The organism is Kitasatospora sp. NPDC004799 (assembly GCF_040609095.1).
Classification (GTDB): Bacteria; Actinomycetota; Actinomycetes; order Streptomycetales; family Streptomycetaceae; genus Kitasatospora.
The window spans coordinates 1-10731 of sequence record NZ_JBEXJK010000282.1; the positions used below are offsets into that span (position 1 = coordinate 1).

General features: G+C 71.9%; 8 protein-coding genes. 3 read left to right on the forward strand and 5 right to left on the reverse strand.

Features of this window, described 5'->3' with window-relative positions:
• Nucleotides 1-123 precede the first annotated feature (123 nt).
• A complete protein-coding gene (locus tag ABZW03_RS28625) occupies nt 124-1095 on the reverse strand; it encodes a hypothetical protein (RefSeq protein WP_355264293.1) in 972 nt (323 codons plus the stop codon).
• Nucleotides 1096-1163: 68 nt separating this feature from the next.
• Nucleotides 1164-1445 (reverse strand): metal-sensitive transcriptional regulator, encoded by a 282-nt coding sequence (locus ABZW03_RS28630; protein WP_355264296.1) that lies wholly within the window; start codon nt 1443-1445, stop codon nt 1164-1166.
• Nucleotides 1446-1725: 280 nt separating this feature from the next.
• Here ABZW03_RS28630 and ABZW03_RS28635 point away from each other — a divergent pair, with 280 nt between their 5' ends.
• A complete protein-coding gene (locus ABZW03_RS28635; RefSeq protein ID WP_355264298.1) occupies nt 1726-3972 on the forward strand; it encodes a heavy metal translocating P-type ATPase in 2247 nt (748 codons plus the stop codon).
• A 69-nt stretch (nt 3973-4041) separates the two neighbouring features.
• Here ABZW03_RS28635 and ABZW03_RS28640 read toward each other — a convergent pair whose 3' ends face one another.
• The 3 genes from ABZW03_RS28640 to ABZW03_RS28650 all read right to left on the reverse strand — a co-directional run bounded on the left by ABZW03_RS28640 (nt 4042) and on the right by ABZW03_RS28650 (nt 9073).
• The gene (locus ABZW03_RS28640; RefSeq protein WP_355264301.1) at nt 4042-4761 is read right to left on the reverse strand and encodes an SDR family oxidoreductase; all 720 of its coding nucleotides are present in this window, start codon (nt 4759-4761) and stop codon (nt 4042-4044) included.
• 559 nt (nt 4762-5320) lie between these two features.
• Nucleotides 5321-6610 (reverse strand): citrate synthase, encoded by a 1290-nt coding sequence (locus ABZW03_RS28645; RefSeq protein ID WP_355264308.1) that lies wholly within the window; start codon nt 6608-6610, stop codon nt 5321-5323.
• A 225-nt stretch (nt 6611-6835) separates the two neighbouring features.
• A complete protein-coding gene (locus ABZW03_RS28650) occupies nt 6836-9073 on the reverse strand; it encodes an ATP-dependent RecD-like DNA helicase (RefSeq protein ID WP_355264310.1) in 2238 nt (745 codons plus the stop codon).
• A 204-nt stretch (nt 9074-9277) separates the two neighbouring features.
• On the opposite strand from ABZW03_RS28650, the gene ABZW03_RS28655 reads away from it, so the two are divergent.
• Nucleotides 9278-10069 carry a VOC family protein gene (locus ABZW03_RS28655; protein WP_355264313.1) on the forward strand — a complete coding sequence of 264 codons (792 nt, stop codon included), beginning with the start codon at nt 9278-9280 and terminating at the stop codon, nt 10067-10069.
• A 102-nt stretch (nt 10070-10171) separates the two neighbouring features.
• Entirely contained in the window at nt 10172-10633 is a 462-nt protein-coding gene (locus tag ABZW03_RS28660) for a GNAT family N-acetyltransferase (RefSeq protein WP_355264316.1), read from the forward strand.
• Nucleotides 10634-10731: the final 98 nt, after the last annotated feature.

Sequence of the window (10731 nt, forward strand, 5' to 3'; positions counted from 1 at the left end):
CCCCATGGCGTCGAGCAGCACCGCGTGCGGGGCGAGAGTGCGGCGGATGCCGTCGAGCTCTTCCAAAGCCCGGTCCAGGGCCTCCAGCTCGCCAGACTTCTCGCGCACCTCGTGCGGGGCCGCTCAGTGCTGGTGGCCGGCCGTGCCCTCGGTGTGCTCGGCGGCGGGGGTGGCGGGCGCGGCCGGGGCGGGGGCGGTGGGGCCGCCGGTGGTCAGGGTGAAGGCCGCGGTGCGGACGGTGTCCCCGTGCTTGAAGTCCAGGAAGAGCCGGTAGCCGCCGGTGCTCGGGGCGGTGGTGGTGAAGGCGATCTCCGGGCCCGGGGTGGTGGTGTCCGGGTGGACGTGCAGGTAGGCGAGGTCGCCGGCGCGCAGGGCGACCAGGTGGCCGTACGCGCCGAGGTAGGGCTGGAGGTCGGTGACCGGCTTGCCGTCCTTGCTGACGCTCAGGGTGAGCCGGCCGCTGCGCCCGGGGGTGAGGTCGCCGCCCAGGGTGACGGTGTAGCCGTCGACGGTGACGGTCCGTCCGGTCTCCGGCAGCGGGGCGGGCCGCAGGTCGCCCGCGGCGTGCAGGTCGGCGCCGAGGGTGAGGCCCTCGCTCTGGCCGGCCGGGGTGAAGTCCGCGAAGACCCGGTACTCGCCGGCGGCGGGGACGGCGGTCGGGGCGCTCCAGGTGCCGTCGGCGGCCAGCGTCGGGTGCAGGTGCTGGAAGGTGGACAGGTCGCGCGGGGCGACGATCAGGTGCAGGTCCTTCTCGTGCTGCTGCTGGTAGGCGGTGACGGGCTTGCCGTCCGCGCCGAGGATGCGGAAGCGCAGGTCGGTGGGGGAGCCGGCGGTCACGAAGGGGCTGTCGACGCTGAGCGTGTAGCCGCGTTCGGAGACCTGCAGCCCGCCGGGCAGGTGCTCGGCCGCACCGGCGTCGGATTTCTCGGCGTGCCCGGCGCTGGCGTGCCCGGCGCTGGCGTGCCCCGCGGAGGCGTGTCCGCCGGCGGGCTTGGCGGTCGGGCCGCTGCCGGTGGCGTGGCCGACACCGAGGGCGAGGCCGAAGGAGGCGGCGAGTCCGGCGGCGAAGGCGGTGATGCGCAGCGGGGTGTTCATGGCGGGGTCTCTCCTCATGGCGCGGAACGGGAAGCGGAAGGGGAAGCAGCAGGAACGGGTGGGCGTGCTCAGGCCCGCATGAGCCGGGCGATGGCCTGCGAGGCCTCGGCGACCTTGGCGTCCGCCTCGGCGCCGCCGCCCGCGATGGCGTCGTGGACGCAGTGGGCGAGGTGGCCGTCGAGCAGCTGCAGCGCGACGGACTGGAGGGCCTTGGTGGCGGCCGAGACCTGGGTCAGTGTGTCGATGCAGTAGGTGTCCGTGTCGACCATCCGCTGGAGCCCGCGGATCTGGCCCTCGACGCGGCGCAGTCGGCGCAGCAGCTGGTCCTTGTCGGTGTGGTAGCCGGCCATGCGGTCCTCCTCAGGGTTTCCGGCGGGGACGGGTGGGTGTGCGCCCGTGGCCTCGATGCCATGAGTGAATACCCCATGGGGGTATCAAGTCAAGCGGATCGCGGGTCCTGAAAAAATACCTGCGGGGGGTATCGATCGAAGCAAGGTGAGGGCTTGCGGCCGATACCCCTCGGGGGTATAAATGAACCCGGCACCGCCCGATACCCCTCCGAGGTATCACGGCCCGGCCGCCGACCGTACCGCACGGCAACCGCACGATTGACGTTCACGAGGAGCGACGATGACTACGCAGGCACCCGCCTCAGCGGAGGTGGAACTCTCGATCGGCGGCATGACGTGCGCCTCCTGCGCGGCCCGGATCGAGAAGAAGCTCAACCGGATGGACGGGGTCACGGCCAGCGTCAACTACGCCACCGAGAAGGCGAAGGTCTCCTTCGAGGACGGTGTCGAGGTCGCCGACCTGATCGCGACCGTCGAGGCCACCGGCTACACCGCCGCGCTGCCCAAGCCGCCGGCCACCGAACAGGGCGCCGAGCAGGCCGAGCCGTCCGACGAACTGGCCCCGCTGCGCCAGCGGCTGTTCACCGCGGTGGCGCTCGCGGTGCCGGTGATCGCGATGGCGATGGTGCCGGCCCTCCAGTTCGACAACTGGCAGTGGCTCTCGCTGACCCTCGCCGCCCCGGTCGTCACCTACGCCGCCTGGCCGTTCCACCGCGCGGCGTTCACCAACGCCCGGCACGGCGCCGCCACCATGGACACCCTGGTCTCGCTCGGCACCGTCGCCGCGTTCCTCTGGTCGCTCTGGGCGCTGTTCTTCGGCGACGCCGGGATGCCGGGCATGCGGCACGGCTTCGAGTTCACCATCGCCCGCACCGACGGCTCGTCCAACATCTACCTGGAGGCGGCGGCCGGCGTCACCGCCTTCATCCTGGCCGGCCGCTACTTCGAGGCCCGCTCCAAGCGCACCGCGGGTGCTGCCCTCAAGGCGCTGCTGGAACTGGGCGCCAAGGACGTGACGGTGCTGCGCGGCGGCGCCGAGGTGCGCATCCCGATCGCGGACCTCGCCGTGGGGGACCGCTTCGTGGTCCGGCCGGGCGAGAAGATCGCCACCGACGGCGTGGTGGTCGAGGGCGCGTCCGCGGTGGACGCCTCGATGCTGACCGGTGAGTCCGTCCCGGTCGAGGTCTCCGTCGGCGACAGCGTCACCGGGGCCACCGTCAACGCGGGCGGCCGGCTGGTGGTCGAGGCCACCCGGGTCGGCGCGGACACCCAGCTGTCCCGGATGGCCAAGCTGGTCGAGGACGCGCAGAACGGCAAGGCCGCCGCCCAGCGCCTCGCGGACCGGATCTCCGCGGTCTTCGTGCCGATCGTGATCACCCTCGCGGTGGCCACCCTCGGCTACTGGCTGGGCACCGGCGAGGGCTGGACCGCCGCCTTCACGGCCGCGGTGGCCGTGCTGATCATCGCCTGCCCGTGCGCCCTCGGCCTGGCCACCCCGACCGCGCTGCTGGTCGGCACCGGCCGCGGCGCCCAGCTGGGCGTCCTGATCAAGGGCCCGGAGGTCCTGGAGTCCACCCGCAAGGTCGACACCATCGTCCTGGACAAGACCGGCACCGTCACCACCGGCCAGATGACCCTGCTCGCGGTGCACACCGCCGCGGGCGTGGACCAGGCCGAGGTGCTGCGCCTGGCCGGCGCGCTGGAGCACGCCTCCGAGCACCCGATCGCCCGGGCGATCGCCAACGCCGCCGCCAAGGCCGGCGAACTGCCCGCCGTCGAGGGCTTCGAGAACGTCCCGGGCCTCGGCGTCCAGGGCGTGGTGGACGGCCACGCCGTGGTGGCCGGCCGGGAGGCCCTGCTGAAGGAGTGGTCGCAGCAGCTGCCCGAGGCGCTGGCCGAGGCCAAGCGCTCCGCCGAGGCGGCGGGCCGCACCGCGATCGCGGTCGGATGGGACGGCGAGGCGCGGGCCGTGCTGGAGGTGGCCGACGCGGTCAAGCCGACCAGCGCCGAGGCGATCGCCGAGCTGCGGGCGCTGGGCCTGACCCCGGTGCTGCTGACCGGTGACAACAAGCTGGTCGCCGAGGCGGTCGCGGCCGAGGTCGGGATCGCACCGGAGCACGTGATCGCCGAGGTCCTCCCCGAGGACAAGGTCGACACCGTCAAGCGGCTGCAGGCCGAGGGCAAGGTCGTGGCGATGGTCGGCGACGGCGTCAACGACGCGGCCGCGCTCGCCCAGGCCGACCTCGGGCTGGCGATGGGCACCGGCACCGACGCCGCGATCGAGGCCGCCGACCTCACCCTGGTCCGCGGCGACCTGCGCGCGGCGGCGGACGCCATCCGGCTCTCCCGCCGCACCCTGGGCACCATCAAGGGCAACCTGTGCTGGGCCTTCGGCTACAACGTGGCGGCGATCCCGCTGGCCGCCGCCGGGCTGCTGAACCCGATGATCGCCGGGGCCGCGATGGCCTTCTCCTCGGTCTTCGTGGTCACCAACAGCCTCCGGCTGCGCCGCTTCCGGCCCGCCTGAACCCGTACGCGCGAGGGCCCCGGACCGACACCGGTCCGGGGCCCTCGCGCGTACGGGCGCTCCGGGGCGTCAACGCCCCAGCAGCTCCCCGCCGTTGCAGTGCAGGATCTCGCCGGTGATGAACCCGGCCTCGGGCGAGGCCAGGAACTGCACCGCCGCCGCGACCTCGCCGGTCTCGCCGATCCGCCCGAGCAGGGTGCGGGCGGCCCGGCGGGCGACCTCGGCCTCGTCCAGCCGCGGCCCGAAGAACTCGGTGCCCGCGACGGTGCCCGGCGCGACGATGTTGGCGGTGATGCCCGAGGTGCCCAACTGGGCGGCCAGGAAGTGGTTCCAGGCGTGCAGCGAGGCCTTCGCCGCGCCGTACGAGCCGGCCCCGCGCAGGGCGGCGATGGAGCTGATGGTGACCACCCGGCCGGAGCCCGGGGTGAGCCGGTCGCGGACCGACTCGGTGAGCATCACCACGGTCAGCACGTTGCGCTCGAAGTCGCCGCGCCAGCGCGCCAGCAGGGCGTGCGGCCCGCCGCCCACCACCGTCTCCCGGCTGCCCGCGTTGTTCACCAGGACGTCGATCCGCTCGGGCAGTTCGGCGAGCGCGGCCTCGACGGCGTCCGGGTCGGCGAGGTCGCACACCAGCGGGGTGACGTTCGGCCCGAGAGCGGCCGCGGCCTTCTCCAGGACCTCCCGGCGGCGGCCCACGATCACCACGTGGTCGCCGGCCTCGACGAACCGCCGGGTGACTTCGTACCCGATTCCCGTGCCACCGCCGGTGACGACGACGTTCCTGGCCATCTGCGCACTCCCTCCCCAGTTCCGCCGCCGCGCTGCGAATGTGCGCGACGGTCCGTACCGGAATGCCACGATTCCTATCACGCTCGGTTGCCGTGACTGCGGGGAGGGTGACGTCCCACTCGAGGAAAGGTGTGATATGGGCCTGGTACGACGCGCACACGGAGCGTGGCGAGAGGCAGCTCACACCCCCCGGGCGTAACTTCTCGCACCCTGATACGTCTTAGGTTGGTAGTGCGGCAGTTTTCCGCTGGGCGGGGACACGCTGAACGGCAACGTGCCCCCGCGCTTCCGGCGGGCTGCCGTCGACGGGGCTCCGGCGGGCCCCGGGAACGGTCGTCGTCCTCGACGGCCTTCGCGCACGACGCCGGGGTTCTGGCGGGCCCGGGACGCTTTGAGCGGCCGTCCCCCGCTGCGGCCGGCCCCGGAGTCGTGCGCCGTACGGTTCCGTCCCCGCGCGGGCCCTCGGGCGCGCCGACGGGACGCGAAGGGGCCCGGCCGCTCAGGCAGCGGCCGGGCCCCTCTCAGCTTCCGCGCGGGCCGGTGGTCGGCTCCGCTCAGGTCAGCGGGCGTCCAGCGGGACGTAGTCGCGGATCGCGGTGCCGGTGTAGATCTGGCGCGGACGGCCGATCCGGCTGGTCGGGTCGTTGATCATCTCGTGCCAGTGGGCGATCCAGCCCGGCAGCCGGCCGAGCGCGAACAGCACGGTGAACATGCTGGTCGGGAAGCCCATGGCGCGGTAGATCAGGCCGGTGTAGAAGTCCACGTTCGGGTACAGCTTGCGCGAGATGAAGAAGTCGTCCTTGAGGGCGTGCTCCTCCAGCTTGAGCGCGATGTCCAGCAGCTCGTCGTTCTTGCCGAGCTGGCCGAGGACCTCGTGCGCGAGCAGCTTGACCTGCGCGGCGCGCGGGTCGAAGGCCTTGTAGACCCGGTGGCCGAAGCCCATCAGCTTGACGCCGGCCTCCTTGTTCTTCACCTTCGTGATGAACGCGTCGACGTCGCCGCCGTCCTTCTGGATGCTCTCCAGCATCTCCAGCACAGCCTGGTTGGCGCCGCCGTGCAGCGGGCCCCACAGGGCCGAGATGCCGGCCGAGATCGAGGCGAACAGGTTGGCGTGGCTGGAGCCGACCAGGCGCACGGTGGAGGTCGAGCAGTTCTGCTCGTGGTCCGCGTGCAGGATGAGCAGCTTGTCCAGCGCGTTGACGACGACCGGGTTGAGCTCGTAGTCCTCGGCGGGAACGGCGAAGGTCATCCGCAGGAAGTTCTCGACGTAGCTCAGGTCGTTGCGCGGGTAGACGAAGGGCTGGCCCATCGCCTTCTTGTACGCGTACGCGGCGATCGTCGGCAGCTTGGCGAGCAGGCGGACGGTCGACAGGTGGCGCTGGGCCGCGTCGAACGGGTTGTGGCTCTCCGGGTAGAACGTGGACAGCGCGCCGACGACCGAGGACAGCATGGCCATCGGGTGGGCGTCCCGCGGGAAGCCCTGGAAGAAGCGCTTGACGTCCTCGTGCAGCAGGGTGTGCTGGGTGATCTCGCGGTTGAACTCCGCCAGCTGGTCCGCGTTCGGCAGCTCACCGTTGATCAGGAGGTACGCGGTCTCGATGAAGCCGCCATCGGAGGCGAGCTGCTCGATCGGGTAGCCGCGGTACCGCAGGATGCCGTTGTCGCCGTCCACGAAGGTGATCGCGGACTTGTACGCGGCGGTGTTACCGAAGCCGTTGTCCAGGGTGACCAGGCCGGTCTGCGGGAGCAGCTTCGAGATGTCGAAGCCGGAGTTGCCCGCAGTGCTCTCGACGACGGGGTACTCGTACTCGCCGTCCTGGTACCGCAGTACTACCGAGTTGTCGCTCACGTCTTCCTCACCGACGAAATGAATCCTCTTCCAAGGTGCCCTGACTGTCTCTACCATCCCCCATCCGGAGGACAGCCGCGCACCCGGGGTGGCCCGAAAGGGCCCGCCCCTACAAAACCTGCCGCCGCAGCCGGTACGAACCGGACAAGATCGGCACCACCCTAGGCTCTGCCGTAAATCTCTTCACGTCAAGAGAACATTAGAGGCAACCATCCCGTTGGATAATCATCCAGCTGCCAGCCTATGGTCGAGTGCGGTATGCCTCCGACCTGCGCTGACGGCCCGGACGGCCTGCCCGATCGCCTTGCGTGACCCCACCAGCACGACCAGTTTCCGAGCCCTGGTCACAGCGGTGTAGAGCAGGTTCCGCTGGAGCATCGTCCAAGCGGACATGGTGACCGGAATCACCACCACCGGGTACTCGCTGCCCTGCGAGCGGTGGATCGTCACCGCGTACGCGTGGGACAGCTCGTCCAGTTCGTCGAAGTCGTACGCCACCTCCTCGTCCTCGTCGGTGAGCACCGTCAGCCGCTGGTCGTCCACGCTGAGGGCGGTCACCACTCCCACTGTGCCGTTGAAGACGCCGTTCCGCCCCTTGTCGTAGTTGTTGCGGATCTGGGTGACCTTGTCCCCCACCCGGAACGTACGACCGCCGAACCGGCGTTCGGCCAGCCCCTCCCGGGCCGGCGTCACCGCCGCCTGGAGCAGGGTGTTCAGGTTCCCCGCGCCGGCCGGGCCGCGGTGCATCGGCGCCAGCACCTGCACGTCCCGGCGCGGGTCGAAGCCGAACTTCTGCGGGATCCGGCGCGCCACCACGTCCACCGTCAGCCCGGCCGCCCGCTCGGTGTCGTCCTCGGCGAACAGGAAGAAGTCCGCCAGACCGTCCGTCAGCGGCGGCCTGCCCTCGTTGATCCGGTGCGCGTTGGTCACCACGCCGGACTGCTGGGCCTGCCGGAAGATCCTGGTCAGCCGCACCGACGGGATCGGCCCGCCCTCGGCCAGCAGGTCCCGCAGCACCTCCCCGGCCCCCACCGAGGGCAGCTGGTCCACGTCGCCCACAAACAGCAGGTGGGCGCCCGGCGGCACGGCCTTGACCAGCTTGTTCGCCAGGATCAGGTCCAGCATCGAGGCCTCGTCGACCACCACCAGGTCCGCGTCCAGCGGCCGGTCCCGGTCGTACGCGGCGTCCCCGCCCGGCTTCAGCTCCAGCAGCCGGTGCACCGTCGACGCCTCCACGCCGGTCAGCTCCGCCAGCCGCTTCGCCGCCCGGCCGGTCGGCGCCGCCAGCACCACCTTCGCCCGCTTCGCCAGCGCCAGCGTCACGATCGACCGCACCGTGAACGACTTGCCGCAGCCCGGACCGCCCGTCAGCACCGCGACCTTCTCGGTCAACGCCAGCCGCACCGACTGCTCCTGCTCCGGCGCCAGCTCGGCCCCGGTCCGCTTCGCCAGCCAGTCCAGCGCCACCGGCCAGTCCACGTCGCCGAACCACGGCATCCGGTCCGCGTCCGAACGCAGCAGCCGCACCAGCTGGTTGGCCAGCGAGATCTCGGCCCGGTGGAACGGCACCAGGTACACCGCGGTGACCGGCTCGCCGCCCTCCCCCGGGACCGCCTCGCGCACCACCCCCTCGGCCGCCACCAGCTCCGCCAGGCAGTCGATCACCAGCCCGACGTCCACCTGGAGCAGCTTCACGCCGTCCGCGATCAGCCGCTCCTCCGGCAGGAAGCAGTGCCCCTGGTCGGTGCTCTGCGACAGCGCGTACTGCAGGCCGGCCTTCACCCGCTCCGGGCTGTCGTGCGGGATGCCGACCGCCTGGGCGATCCGGTCCGCCGTCAGGAAGCCGATGCCCCAGACGTCCGACGCCAGCCGGTACGGCTCGTTCTTCACCACCCCGATCGAGCCGTCGCCGTACTGCTTGTAGATTCGCACAGCCAGCGAGGTGGACACCCCGACCCCCTGCAGGAAGACCATCACCTCCTTGATGGCCTTCTGCTCCTCCCAGGCCGCCGCGATCTTCTTCGTCCGCTTCGGCCCCAGGCCCGGCACCTCGATCAGCCGGCCCGGCTCGTTCTCGATCACCTCCAGGGTGTCCACCCCGAAGCGCTCCACGATCCGCTCGGCGAACCGCGGCCCGATCCCCTTGATCAGCCCCGAGCCCAGGTAGCGCTGGATCCCCTGGACCGTGGCGGGCAGCACCGTGGTGTAGTTCTCCACCGTGAACTGCCGCCCGTACTGCGGGTGCGAGCCCCACCGCCCGTGCAGCCGCAACGACTCGCCGACCTGCGCCCCCAGCAGCGCACCCACCACCGTGAGCAGGTCGTTCCCGCCCCGGCCGGTGTCCACCCGGGCCACCGTGTAGCCCGTCTCCTCATTGGCATAGGTGATCCGCTCCAGCACGCCCTCGACCTGCGCGAGCTGGCGCGGCACCTGCTGCCCGGACTGCGCCGCCTGCTTGCTCACCGGACCCCCTTCGACCGGTACGGGTGGATCGATTCCGCTACGCACCGTACCGCCCGGAGCCGACAGGCCCGTCCGCCGAGCCTCGGCGCCGCCATGCACCGCCCCGGCCGAGGTGCCAGGCTGGGAGGGTCGGGGACCACGGGGGAGCCGCCGTCGACCGCGCCCGCCCCGGGGCCCGCGCCCGTCCGAGGGAGCAGTGCCGCCATGCTCAACACCGACTTCCGTCCCGGTGCCCCGGACTGGCTCGACCTGAGCAGCCCCGACACCCGCGCGTCCGTCGACTTCTACACCGCGCTGTTCGGCTGGACCTTCGACTCCGCCGGGCCCGAGGCCGGCGGCTACGGCTTCTTCCAGCTCGACGGCCGTACGGTCGCCGCCCTCGGCCCGCTCGCCGAGGAGGGCACCCCGCCCGGCTGGACCCTCTACTTCGCCACCGAGGACGCCGACCGCACCACCGCCCTGGTCGAACAGGCCGGCGGCCGCGTCCGGTTCGCCCCCTTCGACGTCTTCAGCGCGGGCCGGATGGCCGGCTACACCGACCCGACCGGCGCCGACTTCGCGGTCTGGCAGCCGCACGACACCCGCGGCCTGGACCTCGTCACCGCGGAGGGCAGCCTCTGCTGGACCGAGTGCTACAGCATCGACGCCGAGCGCGCCAAGACCTTCTACCGCGCCGTCTTCGACTGGCAGGAGCAGGACGTGCCGCTCGGCGAGGTGATGTACACCGTCCTCACCCCGGCCGGCGGCGGCACCGACGACGCCCACGGCGGCATCCTGCAGCTGAGCCCCGAGCACACCGCGCGCGGCACCGGCTCGCACTGGCTCCCCTACTTCGAGGTCCCGAACACCGACGCCGCCCTCGCCATCGCCGACACCCTCGGCGCGACGGTCCGGATCCCGGCCATGGACGTGCACGGCGTCGGCCGCCTGGCCCAGCTGGTCGACCCGCACGGCGCGGTCTTCGCCGTCATCACCAGCGCCGTACCCGGGGCGTGAGGGATCGTCCAGGGTCCCAGGACCCTTCAGAAGGGCCGTGAAGGGGTGCTACGGGCGTAGACCGGGGTTGGTGGCCGTAAGTCCTGCTTCTACTCTCTGATCATGACTGAAACGGCTGTTCTGACGATCCGACGGGCCACCCCCGACGACCTGCCCGCGATCGTGGCCATGCTGGCCGACGACCCGCTGGGAGCCACCCGCGAGAGCCCCGACGACCTCACGCCCTACCGCACCGCCTTCGCCCGGATCGACGGTGACCCGCACCAGCACCTGATCGTCGCCGACCGGGCCGGCCGCACCGTCGGCACCCTGCAGCTCACCGTCGTCCCGGGCCTCTCCCGGGCCGGCGCCACCCGCACGATCATCGAGGGCGTCCGCATCCACGCCGACGAACGCGGCAGCGGACTGGGCACCGAACTGATCGAGTGGGCCGTCGAACGCTCCCGCGAACTCGGCGCCGACCTCGTCCAGCTCACCTCCGACGCGACGCGGACGGACGCCCACCGCTTCTACCAGCGGCTCGGCTTCACGGCCTCCCACGTCGGGTTCAAGCTCAAGCTCTGACATCGCCCCGGAAACGCGAAGAACCCCCAGCCCGGTTTCCCCGGCTGGGGGTTCTTCTGAAGAATTGTTCGGCGGCGTCCTACTCTCCCACAGGGTCC